The organism is Chryseotalea sp. WA131a (assembly GCA_025370075.1).
Classification (GTDB): domain Bacteria; phylum Bacteroidota; class Bacteroidia; order Cytophagales; family Cyclobacteriaceae; genus ELB16-189.
In genome coordinates this window covers 2234477-2249422 of record CP073016.1, presented here as the reverse complement: position 1 = coordinate 2249422, position 14946 = coordinate 2234477, and the positions used below count along the sequence as shown (strand labels likewise).

Genomic DNA, 14946 nt, shown 5'->3' with positions numbered 1-14946 from the left:
GGTCATGCTTTCCGGACAAATTAGACTTCAATTAACTTGGGACTTTTTGATTTAATAATGAACAGACGGACTGAGAAGAAACCCGAAATCTTGGACAAGGAAGAAATGAAAAAAAACTTGGACTTGATTCAAGCGGATATTTTTTCATTCCTAAAACCATTAGGTTTTAAAAAGAAGGGACGAACGTTCAACCGACAAACTGAAAATGGTATCTATCAAGTGATAAACTTGCAGAGTGGTAGATACGAATTCGGTGACAAGTATGTAATCCCAGGATTTAGGGAGAATTACTACGGAAAGTTTACCATTAACCTTGGAGTATTAGTTAAAGAACTTTACGAACTGGACATCCATAATAAACCGACTGACTTTTACCACGAATACAATTGCCAAATCAGACAACGACTTCCCCACTTGACAATGGGTAAGGATTTTTGGTGGACAATCTCATTGAATACTAAAGAGAGTGCAAGTGAAATTATAGAAGGACTAAATAATAAAGGACTGAATTGGCTTGACACTTTTGACACACGAGAAAAGATTTGCAAAATTTGGGGGACTGACGAGACTCATGCACCAAGAGCCAAACTTGATGTGGCCCTTATTGTATTGCAGACCGACAAAGAAAAAGGCAGACAACTAATTCAGGATTACTATGACAGCATCAACCACAAGGGACACAAAGAGTATGTATTTGAATTGTCAAAGGGACTTGGAATTCAATTAAAATAATCGTGAAGAAAGCACGAACCGCCAACAAAATGTTTGCGCAATGGTGCGGTGAGGTGTAGCCCAAAGTTTATATCTTCGTTCCACGTTTGGTGTCTGGGACAGGACGCGGCTTCGAGACCGCACCACTGCGCAAACACAAACGTTGGGCGTCATGCTTTTATTGAAAATTCCGGCTAACGAAAGAACAGATAAATTGAGTAAATTGTGTCCTGAATAATAAGCATAGTGAATGATACAAATAGACAAAGAATTAATCTCGCCAGACCTTTTACAGAAAATCAAAAATCTGGACACGGACGTTCAAGAATTTCGCAATAGTGGACCTCTTGACAAAGTGGCACTTGAAAAACTAAGAGAGCATTTCCGAACTCACCATATTTTCCATAGCGCTGGCATTGAAGGGAATAGACTCACATTGCAGGAGACGGCTATTGTTCTAAAAGAAGGTATTGATATTTCTGACAAGCCAATTCAAGACAGCATAGAGGTAAAAAATTTAGGAATAGCATTTGATTTTCTTTACGAGTTAGCGCAAGCAAATGTAGAGCTGACAGAGAGTTATGTTAGACAAATTCACAAATTGATTGTAGGAAGTGATGAGTCTCTAAGACCTGGAGAATACAGAAATATTGGTGTAATTATTACTGGTTCAGACCATAGACCACCAGAACCATTTGAAGTTCCAATCAAAATGATGGAATTGATTGAATGGGTTAGAGAGAATAAGGAGACAAATCCAATAATCGTAAGCGCAATAGCTCATCACGAGTTTGTCAAAATTCACCCTTTCGCTGACGGAAACGGCAGAACAGCAAGAATAATACTCAATCTCCTACTTCTTAAAAAAGGTTACCCAATTTGTAACATAAAAAGAACTGAAAGACCAGAATATTATAAGTCGCTTTCAGATGCTGACGGTGGTAATTATGAGCCGATAATTGACGTTGTGGCTTCAAATTGCAATGAGTTATTTGCTGAATACATACGTGTAAGAGACGAATCACTTCGACTGACAGAATGGGCTAAGAAAATTGGACAAAAGGACTTTCAATCTCGCTTGATAAAAGCAAAAGGAGAATTTGAGATTTGGTATAATAGAATTAACCAGATTAAGCTCGAATTCAAACAAGCTGTTTCAGTCCTTAATGACAACTTGGAAAGTTATAACCTGACTTATTATGAGTATCCATCAATAACATTTGAGAAATATCAGCAACTTGAGGAGACTGGGGTTGCAGCGGGGACTAACGTTTTCTCCATTCGGTTTCATAATCTTGATGACGACAAAATAATTGCAACATTCATGTTTAGGCTATACCGACATTCTGGACTTTTTGACAGGACTCCTAATGTAATCCCTATGACATTGAATTATTATGATGCCGACAGTAAGGATTTTGTTTATATCCATAAGTTTGCTTGGTCAAAGAAAATAAAATTAAGATCGTTTTATATAAATGATAACAACGAAATTGTTGTAAGGTATCAACAGACAGCCACCTATGAAGGAGAGATTGTTAATCCAAAACTTAGTGACACGGTTCGTGAATTCTTTAACGAGATTTTTGAGCATATGCTTGGACTAAAGTAACTGATTAAGATTGTGCTAAAAAGCACGAACGCCCAACAAAATGTTTCTGCAATGGTGCCGTGACGGGTTGGTTTAAAGTTTTATCTTCGTTCAACGTTTTGTTTCGTGGGACAGGACGGGGCTTCGAAAAGGCACCACTGCAGAAACACAAACGTTGTGTGTAACAATCAAAATCTCAATCAAATGAAAAATATAACCTTCATGTTTGTGTTTTTAATAACTTCATTTTACTGTTTTGCTCAAAAAATTGAAACGGTAAACATAGAGTCAAAAATTTATGGAGGTCGAGAAATTATGATTTATACACCAAGGTTGTATGAAGAATATCCTCACAAAAAATATGAGGTCGTATATGTTTTTGACTCACAAGCGCGACAATATTTTGACTATGTACACTCTAGCTTGACTTTTTTGAATAGTGCGGTGCCCATGATTGTTGTTGGAGTAATTTCTAAAGAACGAGATGATGATTTTTTACCTACCTATATACACGATGAAACAGCCAAAATGATGCGGGATAATAAAGGCAGGGCAAACGATTTTATGAAATTTCTTAAAAACGATATTTTCATCTACGTAGATAAAAATTACAAAACTTTACCCACCCGCCTCGCAGTAGGTCATTCTAATGGTGGTGTGTTTATAACATATTGTATGGTTAAAGACCCTACCTTGTTTAATGGATATATTGCTATTTCACCCCATATGCGTTATGATAAAATGCAAATGGTAGACAGTCTCCAAAAATTCGACCCCGGTAAAGTTAAAAGAGAACTCTTCTATTATATGGCAAAGGGAAATGAATCGGCTACAGATTGGGAAAAATCAATTAACAGGACAAGGGAATTTTTTAATTCAGAAAAAACTAATAAAGTAATTCATTTTGAGTATGAATATTTTCCGTCAGAGACGCATACCACAATTTATCCAAAAGCAGTTATCAATGGGTTTAACAAGTGGTTTGCTTATCAATACAATAATTTGAATAGATGTAAAGAATATTATACCTCTTTAAAAGAACGTGACAATTATACACTTTCTGAGGAAGATTTGCTTGGGCATATTTCAAATCATTTCTGGGCTAAGGATTATTCCACTGCAAAAGATTTTATGGAATGGGGGAAAAGTATGTTTCCAAATTCAAGATTGCTTGCTGATTTTGATAAAAGATTGGGGATGGTTCAGGAAACAAAAGCACCTTCAATTTTTCCCGAAAAATGCTTAGGTACTTGGGAAGGTACAATGAAAATTTACAGCTACAACACATTACGTGATAGCGTAAAAGTTAGGTTTACAGCCGCTAAAACAAATGTTAAAGGTATTTACACCTGGAAAACCGAGTATTTATCAGCTACTACACCTATGATTAAAGACTATAAATTAGTTATTGACGATTTAGATAAAGGTCGATATAAACTTGATGAAGGTGACGGTGTAGAATTGATTGAGTACAATGTTAATAATAAACTCTATAGCTTGTTTAAAGTTAATGATATCTGGCTAACTGCGACTACCCAATTACTGGATGATAAATTAATCTTTGAGGTAACATCGGGTAAGGAATCGAATGAAGTCAAAGCAATTACAAACTATTCTTTTACTAATGTACAAAGAGTAATAATGACAAAGATTGAGTAACACATTACTACACACAACAATGTATTTGCGTCAAGCGGGGTTGACGCGTAATCCAACGTTTCGTATCTTTAATGCGTTCGGTGTCGGGGACACCGCGCGGCTTCGGAAGCCCCGCTCGAACGCAAATACTCACGTTATGGCCAATTTGCGGACAGGGTTTCATTAAATACTTTACTGCCGAACGAAAAGAAATGCGGTTTTAGCGCATGCAATTGACAGACTATTCATGAACAATTATAAGAAATTTGGAGTGGTTGCTGGACAAGTCTTTACGGGACTTGGTTTTTCCCTCCTTGGAGGAATTGTTGGACTAATTTGTGACTACATCGTATCGGTAATAAGCGGAGTGTATTCAGACCTCTTCGGATCAATTATGAATGCTTTGATCGGCTGTTACATCGGACTATTGACTGGAGTTTGTTTTGATGGATATAAATTTTTGAAACAAAACGGTAGACAAAAGGAATTTCTAAAATTTCTACTAGTAAGTATAGCAGGCATATCTGGTGGACTTTTTGGACTTTACTTAATTGTTACGAATAATCTTACTTTTAAGCTTTCCAATGTGTTGACTGATTTCTTCGCGATTGTACTACCATTGATTGGAACACTATTAGGTTCGATTCTAATTTTGACCAGGGACTCGGAATAGATACAAGTTAACGTGCATTCGTTACACGGCACATATTTTTGTTTTCCTACAGTCTTGCGGACAGGCAAGCGTGGACAGTTTTTCCTTTCAACAGTCGACTCTTATTCGGTCGACTTTGATATAGGCTTGGTGGCAAACTGGCCATAACAATGTATTTGCGTCAAGCGGGGTTGCCGCGTAATCCAACGTTTTCGTATCTTTAATGCGTTCGGTGTCGGGGACAGCACGTGGCTTCGGAAGCCCCGCTCGAACGCAAATACTCACGTTGGGCTATATTGCGAGTGCGAATTTCAGAGATCGCCTTTTACAAAGTTCTGTTTTCCCTATTTATTTACAAAGTCGCTGAAGGCACGTTGGAAGAAAGACGTTAGGATTTCTTTTCAAGTCTTTGCGGTGAGACCGTGAAAGTTCGCACTTTCAAACGGGTGACCCCGCTTTCAAAGACTTGGGGACGAAGTTAATCGTTTGGTTTGACAGTATCCAGATGTCAAACGATTACAAACGTTTAATTACGGCTAACGTGCCGAAGTGTGCCGTGTTAAAAGGGGGTAAATAACAGGGAAATGAACTTCGGCAGTCCAAGTAACGTGCGCATAATTTTCTTTTATACGCAATGACTTGGCCATAAAAGGCGAACTCGAAATTGCAACACCGCCCAACATAGGGTTGCCGAAAGTGGGGCTAAGTGCGTTAGGAAAACGTTCCTCTTTCTATTAATTTTATCTTATGGGGAAAGAGCGAAGTTTTTAATCCCACCTTCGGCAACCCTCATCGTTGTGGGTCATTCGCTTGGACAAATTAGACTATGCCGACATTAAATCCTGACGACTTACAAAAGAGGCTTGTGACCAAGTTAAGGAAAGTAAACGGGGACATTGAATTGCTTCCGGAAATCAACCACTCGAACGACTTTGCAAAACCCTTTATCGAACTTGACGGACATGGCTACAATTATGTATGCCGAGAGCGAGGAGAAGAAATATTTAGAAAAATGCCGTTTGACATTGACGAACTCCTTTACGAGGTATTCGACAATTTGACATTTGAGATGGCAACAAAGTGGGAGGTTCAGAATAGAAAAGAAAACGAGGACTTTCGACTTCAACTTTTTGCAAAGCAGGTAGACTTAATGACAACGATTAATGCCGACTTTGGACAACGAATTAACAATAAGCTTCAAAGAATATTAAAATTTCAACCGTTGACAAGTTAACGGTGGACGCGAACGACCCACAACAATATATTTGCGCCAGGCGGGGTTGACGTGTGGTTCAAAGTTTTGTTATCTTTATTGCGTTTGGTGTCGTGGACAGGACGCAGTTCCAAATTCCCGCCCGATCGCAAATATTTACGTTATGCGTAATTTAAAAAAAGACCAACTATGTCAATGACACAAATAGCTTTTGTAAGAAAAGCAGACTTACCGACAAACGGACAAATCCAAGACACTATCCAAAAACTTGGGTATGAGTTCAAAATATGGAGTGGACTCGAAAAGCAAATAGACCTAGACGGACTTGAATGTAGTATTGACGGACATAAAACATATTTTGAAACCTATGTTGACCTTGCAGACAACGTAATAGCCGACCACGAAGCAGATTGGATTAAACCAGACATAACAAACCAAGACACTGCAATATCGTTTGTTTGGGGCGCTGACTTTGCAGCAGGTGCTTGTATCGGACTTATTTCAATTGTCCTGATCGACCATTGTAATGCCTTGGTTTACTACATGGACGACCAAATAAAATATTCAAGAGAAATGTTACTTGCCGACACACCACAGTTTCTTGCAGAACTTAAAAAGCAAAGCAACAGAAATGCGAATCACCAAGAACCTGTTAAACCAAAACTAACAAGCACTCAGACTAAAAACACATTTTGGGACAGACTAAAAAATATTTTCAAATAAACTACGCATAACAATATATTTGCGCCAGGCGGGGTTGACGTGTAGTTCAAAGTTTTGTTATCTTTATTCCGTTTGGTGCTGGGGACAGGACGCAGTTTCAAAATCCCGCCCGATCGCAAATATTTACGTTATGCGCAAGCCCCGCGAACGCGCAGGATTTTGAGACCGCAAAACAAAATTCATCCCGCGCCTTTGCTTATTTGTTTTGCAGCTTTTCAAATTGGTTCACCATTGCGTGGGGACGGTGACGCGGTCGACAATTTCTTCACCGCGCCACGCTTCACCGCTCCGGGACAGGGACGCAGGCGCACCCGCCACGTTGGACGGTTTTTCGGCCCCTGAATAGTTTCTGGGGCTGTTCGCATAACAAAAAGTTTATGCCAGCTGCGGGGTCGTTGCGGTTATTCGGTTTGTTTTTCTTAATTTAGCTCTGCCATGTGCGACAGGGACGCGCTCCGAAGACCGCAGCCGTCACAAACTTAGCCGTTATACGCAAGCCCCGCGAACGCACAGGATTTTGAAACCGCAAAATGAAATTCATCCCGCGCCTTTGCTTATTTGTTTTGCAGCTTTTCAAATTGGTTCAGCATTGCGTGGGGACGGTGACGCGGTCGACAATTTCTTCACCGCGCCACGCTTCACCGCTCCGGGACAGGGACACAGGCGCACCCGCAACGTTGGATGGTTTTTCGGCCCTTGAAAAGTTTCTGGGGCTGTTCGCATAACAAAAAGTTTATGCCAGCTGCGGGGGCGGTGCGGTTATTCGGTTTGTTTTTCTTAATTTCGCTCTGCCACGTGCGACAGGGACGCGCTCCGAAGACCGCAGCCGTCACAAACTTGGCCGTTAGCGGCCATGCGTTTGGACAGACCAGAGTTAACTATTAAGAACTTTAACCACGGACATTCATAGAGATGAATTTTGACCCTCAAGGATATAAGATTGCAAGATGGCTGATTGTAATGCTTTTTGTGATGTTCTATTTCTTTGCATATTCTCTAATCAAGGACTCCTTCAAAACGAGAAAGGATTTCAAAGTGATTAGCGGACGTGTTACAGAAGAAGGGAACACAAAAGTCAAAGGCGTTCGTGGTGGATACAGTAATGTTTACTATTTCGGTCTGACTAATCATCACCAGTTTTTAGGCGTTGGAACAAATGAAAAGTTAATTCCGATTCTTGACGATAACTTTAGAGGACTGAAGGTCGGGGACTCAATACGAGTGACGTTTGAGGAGAATTGGGCGACAAAGGACGAACCGGTTAACCAAGTAGTTAAAGAGATTGTAAGGGACGGGAAAGTTATCTATGACATCATGCCGAGGACAATCTGGAATGGAAGAATGAAACTGGGACTAATTTGTTTAACAATTGGGACTGTAATCTTGATTGTGTTCTTGATTTTGAACAGAAAGTATTATCGTATAATTAATAAAGTTAACGGTTGACAGAAACGCACAGGCCGCTAACAAAATGTTTGCGCAATGGTGCGTTGACGTGTAGCCCAAAGTTTATATCTTCGTTCCACGTTTGGTGTCGGGGACAGGACGCGGCTTCGAAACCGCACCATTGCGCAAACACAAACGTTAGGGGCGATTTGGGAATTAAGATCGTTCTTGAAAATGTGCAGGTGGCAACCCACCGCACGGCCGACCGCGCGGCCCGCAGGCCTCGCAGGAAAAAAAACTCATCAACGATCACGACTTCTGGCGTCCTCCGTTCATCCTGACGAAGCCACGGTCTAGTGCGCTCCTCCCGCACGTGGGAAGACGAGAAACCGCCCCTAACATTGTGTGGGCGCAAGTTGTGGGGTTTGCTGTTGGAAAGTTTGAATTTCTTTAGTTAATTTATTTCGTGGGAGGGATGTGAATGTTTTTATCAACCTGCGCCCACACGTAGCCGTTAGCGGCCATGCGTTTGGACAGACCAGAGTTAACTATTAAGAACTTTAACCACGGACATTCATAGAGATGAATTTTGACCCTCAAGGATATAAGATTGCAAGATGGCTGATTGTAATGCTTTTTGTGATGTTCTATTTCTTTGCATATTCTCTAATCAAGGACTCCTTCAAAACGAGAAAGGATTTCAAAGTGATTAGCGGACGTGTTACAGAAGAAGGGAACACAAAAGTCAAAGGCGTTCGTGGTGGATACAGTAATGTTTACTATTTCGGTCTGACTAATCATCACCAGTTTTTAGGCGTTGGAACAAATGAAAAGTTAATTCCGATTCTTGACGATAACTTTAGAGGACTGAAGGTCGGGGACTCAATACGAGTGACGTTTGAGGAGAATTGGGCGACAAAGGACGAACCGGTTAACCAAGTAGTTAAAGAGATTGTAAGGGACGGGAAAGTTATCTATGACATCATGCCGAGGACAATCTGGAATGGAAGAATGAAACTGGGACTAATTTGTTTAACAATTGGGACTGTAATCTTGATTGTGTTCTTGATTTTGAACAGAAAGTATTATCGTATAATTAATAAAGTTAACGGTTGACAGAAACGCACAGGCCGCTAACAAAATGTTTGCGCAATGGTGCGTTGACGTGTAGCCCAAAGTTTATATCTTCGTTCCACGTTTGGTGTCGGGGACAGGACGCGGCTTCGAAACCGCACCATTGCGCAAACACAAACGTTAGCGGCAAGCAAGGCTTCGATATGAGAAAAGTGTTAACAATTATATTTGGAATAGGAATCATAAGCTACCTCGGACTGTACTTCTATTTCTATTCAATACAAGAGGACAGGTTTAAATCTGTTAAGTTACCATCGGACTTTAAATTCAAGTTTGACGAACCTTTCGAAGAACTAAATTTTAAATCAAAAGACGGTGGACAAATAAATTCGTTGCTTTTTAAGAAGGACAGCTCACGTGGGGTAATCTGCTTTTGGAAAGGCAATGGTGGGACTCTTGATGGGTGGGGACTTATGGCTCCAATGTTTTTAAAATGCAACTACGACATAATTATTACCGACTACAGACAACACGGAAAGAGTACGGGAGAAATTACTCTCGACAATTTCTATTCTGACTCTCAAACAGTATATGATTTTTTAAAATCGAAATATCCAGAAAACAAAATAGTAATTGTTGGTTACTCACTTGGGACAAGCATTGCATCGCATCTGGCCATCGATAACAACCCCTTGATGACAATATTGATAGAACCTCGGGAGAAGTTTGTCGACAAGTATCTAAACGCGTTTTTTTTCCCGCTTCCGAGAATTAACAAGTTCTCGTTTAGGACAGATCTAGATATTCCGAAAACAAAAAGTGAAATCGCTATTATTTCTGGGACCAAGAGTGATCTCCACCGAGACGCCCTTGAACTTAAAAAATTATTGAAACCAGACGACCAATATTTTGACATAAAAGGAGCGACACATCAAACTATTTTGGGGGACGAGAAATTTGAAAAAACAGTTTACGACCTACTAAATGGGACTGCCAGCCGCTAACAAAAGCTTGTGGCAAGCGGGCGGGACTGTGCGTCATTGAAGTTTGTAGTTCTTTATTTATCTTTATCACGTGGGACAGGACGAAGGTTTTTATTTGCCCGCCTGCCACAAGCTAAACGTTATGCGCAAGCCCCGCGAACGCGCAGGATTTTGAAACCGCAAAATGAAATTCATCCCGCGCCTTTGCTTATTTCTTTTGCAGCTTTTCAAATTAGTTCACCATTGCGTGGGGACGGTGACGCGGTCGGCAATTTCTTCACCACGCCACGCTTCACCGCTCCGGGACAGGGACGTAGGGCACCCGCCACGTTGGACGGTTTTTCGGCCCCTGAAAAGTTTCTGGGGCTGTTCGCATAACAAAAAGTTTATGCCAGCTGCGGGGTCGTTGCGGTTATTCGGTTTGTTTTTCTTAATTTAGCTCTGCCACGTGCGACAGGGACGCGCTCCAAAAACCGCAGCCGTCATAAACTTAGCCGTTATGCGCAAGCCCCGCGAACGCGCAGGATTTTGAGACCGCAAAACAAAATTCATCCCGCGCCTTTGCTTATTTGTTTTGCAGCTTTTCAAATTGGTTCACCATTGCGTGGGGACGGTGACGCGGTCGACAATTTCTTCACCGCGCCACGCTTCACCGCTCCGGGACAGGGACGCAGGCGCACCCGCAACGTTGGACGGTTTTTCGGCCCTTGAAAAGTTTCTGGGGCTGTTCGCATAACAAAAAGTTTATGCCAGCTGCGGGGTGGTTGTGGTTATTCGGTTTGTTTTTCTTAATTTAGCTCGGCCACGTGCGACAGGGACACGCTCCGAAGACCGCAGCCGTCACAAACTTAGCCGTTAGCGCCAATGCCCTTCGTTCCGCAGACAACGACATTATAAATTTCAAAGACTCGTTTCCGCAGACAAGAAAAAATAAAAGGACTTTAATAGGTGAGGCTCTCCTAATTCAGATTCTTCGCTGGGACAAGAGAACTTTACTTTAGACAACGTGGACAAATGATAAAAGAGTTAAAAACTTAGAGACAAAAGACTTGGATGGCCAATTAGTTTCTACGCCACATTATAGTTCATGGTGATTCGTAAATATTGATGGTCTATGGACAATCACTTTGGTTGTACGTTCTAAAAAGGCTTCAGTTGCATCCTCCCAGTTAGCAAGTAGAGTTGTAATCTTTTCAGGCTGAAACTTCTTACTTTCAATTAAATCTAGTACATCAGGAAGAGAAGCCCTTGGGTGCGAGATACTAGTGTGAAGCGTTGAGTCGTTTGCATACATCTGCATCAAAGGAATAGATGTTCCTTTTTGAAAATAGTACCCTACACTTGTGCAAATACCACCTGGGGCCAGCGAACGAATAGCAAATCTAATTCCATCTTGATTCATACTTGCATCGACTGTTATGGGATAGGCGCCACTTATTTTAGGCGCATTGTTCCTAAACCATTTGCTTCTATTTTTCTTTGGCATTTCAATCGGATAAGCTCCTAAGGACTTCGCTATCTCCAATCTGGCAGGCATATAATCTAAATAATCTACCCTTGAAGAGCCTAATGCAACAGCTATTCCAGCAGCGTATAAACCAATACTTTCAGCTGCTCCTCCCACAATCAGGACAGGAACACCTGGCTTTTCTTTTAGATAAGGAGCCACCGTTCTCCATCCATCCGGAATATTGTCGCTGGCACTTGCCAATGATATAGGGTCTAAGCCACTGGGAATTTTAACTAACATATTGTCAGCGTATGGTACTCGAAATTGATCAGTTACCATTCCGCCCCACGGTCCTAATGACTCGCCAAATCCAAAACCGGAAACCAAAGTTTCGCCAGCATCAAGACACTTTGAGGTGAGACCAGATAAGCAATGGGAACAACTTCCGCATGAAATTGCCCAAGGAACAATGACCTTATCTCCAACCTTAAAATGTTTCACCTCATCACCACAAGAGAGAATCTCAGCGATACATTCATGTCCTATAGCAAAGGGTGCTTTGAAAGGCTTTTTACCAAAAAGATTTTTAGCAATAGGGTCTATGTAATGCAAGGTCAATCCCGCCTGCAACATGGGTGTAATATCATAAAAGAGAAAAGCTTTATCACCGTCACAGCGAGCTGCGGCCAAAGGCCTTACAATCACATCCTGTGCCGTCTCCATTTTAGGCTCTTTAATATCCCACCACTCCAGTGTGTTTTTCTTTATATAAGTTAATTGGTTCATAGGTCAGCGTCAAAAATTTAAGTTGTCAATGCGTAAGACAAAGATTATTGAATTTTGTGACAAAAAATGAATAAAGTTATTATAATCTGACAATCAGCAGAAAGACCACCTTGTTACACTCGGAGAAAGGGCACATGGCGCTAACAGTAGCTATTTGCAATGGCTGGGGGACGTGTAAGTAAAAATATTATCTTAGCTATTACGTTTGGTCACGGTGGACAAATACGTTTTCAAAAACCAGCCACTGCAAATAGCCAAACGTTGGCGGTCATTTTTACCAGAAAGAGAAATCAAAGACTAAAAAGTGAGACTACTTATAAATTTAACAATCCTCTTCATTCAGTGTTCCGTGACATTTATCATGTTGCTCTTTATTTACATGATCTTTGTTCTTCTTGACTATCAAGGAGGAGTTGATGGCTTCATTGGGACAACAATATTTCAACCAATATTAGGTGGACTAATTTCCATCGTGACAATATTAGTTTGCTTAATTATTGGACTACCCATTCGACTTGTGAAAACGATTAACTCATGGTGGAGTAGAAATTATTTCATATCTATTCTTGGGACAATTACTGGGCTGACTTTACTGGCTATTTCATTTCTTCCATCCTTCAAAGAAAGTGTGAAGACAACAATTGAAAATCAGGAGACAACTAAAGAGATACCAAATTTAATACTTGCTTCAATCGGTTGGTTTTTAACAGCATTTGCTACCCTTCATATTTTCCCGACTGAGAAAATTAAACTTTGGACTGAAAATACTATTACAAATATTACGGGGTACGGACGGAAGTAAAAACGAACCGCCAACAAAATGTTTCTTCAATGGTGCGGTGAGGTGTAATCCAAAGTTTATATCTTCGTCCAACGTTTTGTGTCGGGGACAGGACGCGGCTTCGGAAGCGCACCACTGAAGAAACACAAACGTTGCCAGCCATAGGGTCGGGAGAATTTGGTTTTCAAACTTAATGACTGACAACTATGACGAATAAAAAGTAATTCAAACCCAAATATACGACTATGGACTATTTGAAACCTATTGTAGACTTTTTCAACCATCCAATATTTATCATAGTTGGAGGAATTACTGTTGTGTATGCCGTGTTGAGAATTCTCTACGCAATAGGTTGTTGGATATTTGGGATTTCACCTATTGTATTTAGACTAGGTTTGTCTTTATGGAGAAGAAAGGTTGCCATATTTGGCAATCAAGAAAGGTTTAATGATTTAAAATCTTCCTTAATTGACTCTGGAATATTTAAGGAAAAAAACATAGTACAAATTTCACCTGACGATATTGATAAAGCAAAGGACGAGACTATTTATTTGGTGGATTGGGAAACAGCAAATCAATCGATAGACAAAATATTTGCTGCAAGACCAAATCACCATACTGCTGTTGTAATTTTTGCAAAACCACAAAGTATACCTAATGAGAGAATGGGAGACATTGCCAATCGTTCAAATACCGTTGTCGTTAATTTCAAGGGCCGACTACTCAACGATATTCTTAATTCCTTAGTAACAACCAGTTTTGATGGACGGTAATATGCACCTACAACAAATTTTGACTAAATATCAAGCTCGGAGCTTAGATGGACATTTATTCCCTCTAACGATGCTAAAAAATGATTTAAAAAAATGGGCAGGAGATTGTTACTTAAGTATTTTAGATTCAGGTTCTAGAGCTAAAGGGACAGCGATTTCACTCGCTTCAGATGTTGACTACTTAATTTCCTTAGACAGTACATGTAACGAAAACAATGGTGGACTAAAAGGAATTTACGACTCCCTGCATCAGTTTTTACTTGGAAAGTTTAACCCGGTTAGAAAACAAAATGTCTCATTTCGAATAAATTTAAACGGACTTGAAATTGATATAACACCTGCACGTAAACAGACAGGGAATACCAATGACCATTGGTTACATGTATCGAAGATAAATTCTTGGAGGCAAACAAATATTCAAAAACATATTACAGACATCTCAACATCGGGTAGAGTAAACGAGATAAAACTTCTTAAAATCTGGAGAGAGCTTAACAAGCTAGACTTTCCATCAGTTTATCTTGAGTATTTAGTTTTAGATATACTTGCAGGAAAATCAAAAGACACGACAAGTTTAGAAGATAATTTTTGGCACATACTACTTGAATTAAGAAAAGACAATTCTAATCCATTGACGAGAAGAATTGTTGACCCTGCAAATTCAAATAATATTCTTTCTGACCTTATGACAGTTGGAGAAAAGAACATAATTATTGCAAAAGCAAAAAGTTCGACTCAATCGCAGTATTGGAGTCAGATTATATGGTAAGTTTTTGGAAGACAAAAGATTTGACTACGAATGAGATTAGTAAATGACCCTACGGCTGGCAACAAAATGTTTGCGCAATGGTGGCGGGACATCAAGGTATGAAGTTTAGTTTTTATATTAAGTTTGCCCACGTGGACAGGACGCGGTTTCAATAAGCCACCACTGCGCAAACACAAACGTTATGCGCAAGCCCCGCGAACGCGCAGGATTTTGAAACCGCAAAATGAAATTCATCCCGCGCCTTTGCTTATTGGTTTTGCAGCTTTTCAAATTGGTTCAGCATTGCGTGGGGACGGTGACGCGGTCGACAATTTCTTCACCGCGCCACGCCTCACCGCTCCGGGACAGGGACGCAGGCGCACCCGCCACGTTGGACGGTTTTTCGGCCCCTGAACAGTTTCTGGGGCTGTTCGCAT

Annotated in this window: 14 protein-coding genes; 13 read left to right on the top strand and 1 reads right to left on the bottom strand. The window is 40.6% G+C overall.

The window, feature by feature from the left end; genetic code table 11:
* The first annotated feature begins 57 nt into the window (after window positions 1-57).
* The 10 genes from KA713_10085 to KA713_10040 all read left to right on the top strand — a co-directional run bounded on the left by KA713_10085 (window position 58) and on the right by KA713_10040 (window position 10349).
* A complete protein-coding gene (locus KA713_10085) occupies window positions 58-732 on the top strand; it encodes a DUF4304 domain-containing protein (GenBank protein UXE68896.1) in 675 nt (224 codons plus the stop codon).
* Window positions 733-961: 229 nt separating this feature from the next.
* Window positions 962-2323 carry a Fic family protein gene (locus KA713_10080; GenBank protein UXE68895.1) on the top strand — a complete coding sequence of 454 codons (1362 nt, stop codon included), beginning with the start codon at window positions 962-964 and terminating at the stop codon, window positions 2321-2323.
* Between the two features lie 183 nt (window positions 2324-2506).
* A complete protein-coding gene (locus tag KA713_10075) occupies window positions 2507-3961 on the top strand; it encodes an alpha/beta hydrolase (GenBank protein UXE68894.1) in 1455 nt (484 codons plus the stop codon).
* Window positions 3962-4187: 226 nt separating this feature from the next.
* Complete coding sequence (locus KA713_10070) at window positions 4188-4613, top strand: hypothetical protein (GenBank protein ID UXE68893.1); 426 nt, start codon at window positions 4188-4190, stop codon at window positions 4611-4613.
* A gap of 805 nt (window positions 4614-5418) precedes the next feature.
* Window positions 5419-5826, top strand: a complete 408-nt coding sequence (locus KA713_10065) for a hypothetical protein (protein ID UXE68892.1) — start codon at window positions 5419-5421, stop codon at window positions 5824-5826.
* A gap of 168 nt (window positions 5827-5994) precedes the next feature.
* Window positions 5995-6528: a hypothetical protein gene (locus KA713_10060; GenBank protein ID UXE68891.1), complete on the top strand. Its 534-nt coding sequence runs from the start codon at window positions 5995-5997 to the stop codon at window positions 6526-6528.
* Window positions 6529-7440: 912 nt separating this feature from the next.
* A complete protein-coding gene (locus KA713_10055; protein UXE68890.1) occupies window positions 7441-7974 on the top strand; it encodes a hypothetical protein in 534 nt (177 codons plus the stop codon).
* Window positions 7975-8496: 522 nt separating this feature from the next.
* Window positions 8497-9030 carry a hypothetical protein gene (locus tag KA713_10050; GenBank protein ID UXE68889.1) on the top strand — a complete coding sequence of 178 codons (534 nt, stop codon included), beginning with the start codon at window positions 8497-8499 and terminating at the stop codon, window positions 9028-9030.
* 161 nt (window positions 9031-9191) lie between these two features.
* Complete coding sequence (locus tag KA713_10045) at window positions 9192-9992, top strand: alpha/beta fold hydrolase (protein ID UXE68888.1); 801 nt, start codon at window positions 9192-9194, stop codon at window positions 9990-9992.
* Between the two features lie 36 nt (window positions 9993-10028).
* Window positions 10029-10349, top strand: a complete 321-nt coding sequence (locus KA713_10040) for a hypothetical protein (protein UXE68887.1) — start codon at window positions 10029-10031, stop codon at window positions 10347-10349.
* A gap of 700 nt (window positions 10350-11049) precedes the next feature.
* On the opposite strand, the gene KA713_10035 is transcribed toward KA713_10040, so the two are convergent.
* Window positions 11050-12207 carry an alcohol dehydrogenase catalytic domain-containing protein gene (locus tag KA713_10035; protein UXE68886.1) on the bottom strand — a complete coding sequence of 386 codons (1158 nt, stop codon included), beginning with the start codon at window positions 12205-12207 and terminating at the stop codon, window positions 11050-11052.
* A gap of 304 nt (window positions 12208-12511) precedes the next feature.
* Here KA713_10035 and KA713_10030 point away from each other — a divergent pair, with 304 nt between their 5' ends.
* The 3 genes from KA713_10030 to KA713_10020 all read left to right on the top strand — a co-directional run bounded on the left by KA713_10030 (window position 12512) and on the right by KA713_10020 (window position 14530).
* Complete coding sequence (locus tag KA713_10030; protein UXE68885.1) at window positions 12512-13009, top strand: hypothetical protein; 498 nt, start codon at window positions 12512-12514, stop codon at window positions 13007-13009.
* 224 nt (window positions 13010-13233) lie between these two features.
* The gene (locus KA713_10025; protein UXE68884.1) at window positions 13234-13761 is read left to right on the top strand and encodes a hypothetical protein; all 528 of its coding nucleotides are present in this window, start codon (window positions 13234-13236) and stop codon (window positions 13759-13761) included.
* A gap of 70 nt (window positions 13762-13831) precedes the next feature.
* Window positions 13832-14530: a hypothetical protein gene (locus KA713_10020; protein UXE68883.1), complete on the top strand. Its 699-nt coding sequence runs from the start codon at window positions 13832-13834 to the stop codon at window positions 14528-14530.
* Window positions 14531-14946 lie beyond the last annotated feature (416 nt).

What these genes read in the sequence shown, in the direction of transcription:
- KA713_10020 (UXE68883.1), top strand. Translation starts at nt 13,832, where the DNA reads ATGCTAAAAAATGATTTAAAAAAATGGGCAGGAGATTGTTACTTAAGT.
- KA713_10025 (UXE68884.1), top strand. Translation starts at nt 13,234, where the DNA reads ATGGACTATTTGAAACCTATTGTAGACTTTTTCAACCATCCAATATTT.
- KA713_10065 (UXE68892.1), top strand. Translation starts at nt 5,419, where the DNA reads ATGCCGACATTAAATCCTGACGACTTACAAAAGAGGCTTGTGACCAAG.
- KA713_10080 (UXE68895.1), top strand. Translation starts at nt 962, where the DNA reads ATGATACAAATAGACAAAGAATTAATCTCGCCAGACCTTTTACAGAAA.
- KA713_10070 (UXE68893.1), top strand. Translation starts at nt 4,188, where the DNA reads ATGAACAATTATAAGAAATTTGGAGTGGTTGCTGGACAAGTCTTTACG.
- KA713_10055 (UXE68890.1), top strand. Translation starts at nt 7,441, where the DNA reads ATGAATTTTGACCCTCAAGGATATAAGATTGCAAGATGGCTGATTGTA.
- KA713_10085 (UXE68896.1), top strand. Translation starts at nt 58, where the DNA reads ATGAACAGACGGACTGAGAAGAAACCCGAAATCTTGGACAAGGAAGAA.
- KA713_10045 (UXE68888.1), top strand. Translation starts at nt 9,192, where the DNA reads ATGAGAAAAGTGTTAACAATTATATTTGGAATAGGAATCATAAGCTAC.
- KA713_10050 (UXE68889.1), top strand. Translation starts at nt 8,497, where the DNA reads ATGAATTTTGACCCTCAAGGATATAAGATTGCAAGATGGCTGATTGTA.
- KA713_10035 (UXE68886.1), bottom strand. Translation starts at nt 12,207, where the DNA reads ATGAACCAATTAACTTATATAAAGAAAAACACACTGGAGTGGTGGGAT.
- KA713_10075 (UXE68894.1), top strand. Translation starts at nt 2,507, where the DNA reads ATGAAAAATATAACCTTCATGTTTGTGTTTTTAATAACTTCATTTTAC.
- KA713_10060 (UXE68891.1), top strand. Translation starts at nt 5,995, where the DNA reads ATGTCAATGACACAAATAGCTTTTGTAAGAAAAGCAGACTTACCGACA.